General features: G+C 41.2%; 1 pseudogene. It reads right to left on the minus strand.

Features of this window, described 5'->3' with window-relative positions:
- Nucleotides 1–108 precede the first annotated feature (108 nt).
- Nucleotides 109–405 (minus strand): annotated as a pseudogene (locus SOP85_RS31245) (hypothetical protein); the annotation flags it as partial.

Genomic DNA, 405 nt, shown 5'->3' on the forward strand with positions numbered 1-405 from the left:
TATAATAATGGATACCAGACGCAACACCCTCAACATTACCGACATAGATGTAAACTTCGCTTGCATTTAACCCACCACCAGAAGGGCTGCTTCGGCGCGAGCAAAACCCTACAGGGACAAACTCGCCTGCATCATTTTTCGTTCCTTTAAATATCCAAAAGCAAGATACAATATAGAAGTTAAATCTTCCAACAACACAGCTTTTCGTTCAAAAACCCTACATGTCTTTCTATTAATCAGAGCTTCATTTAACCCAACGTCAAAGACTGAACCACCTTCTAAAAAAACCTCACCAAATGTGTACGCACCATTCGAACCAAAGGTCCTTGTACGGGTTACCTCAACAGGCTTCATCATCAGACTTTCACAGTGCCTACAATATAAATCAGCCCATTCTTTCCGATT

Origin of the sequence: Pseudomonas sp. YuFO20 (assembly GCF_035064975.1) — a bacterium.
GTDB lineage: Bacteria > Pseudomonadota > Gammaproteobacteria > Pseudomonadales > Pseudomonadaceae > Aquipseudomonas > Aquipseudomonas putida_AE.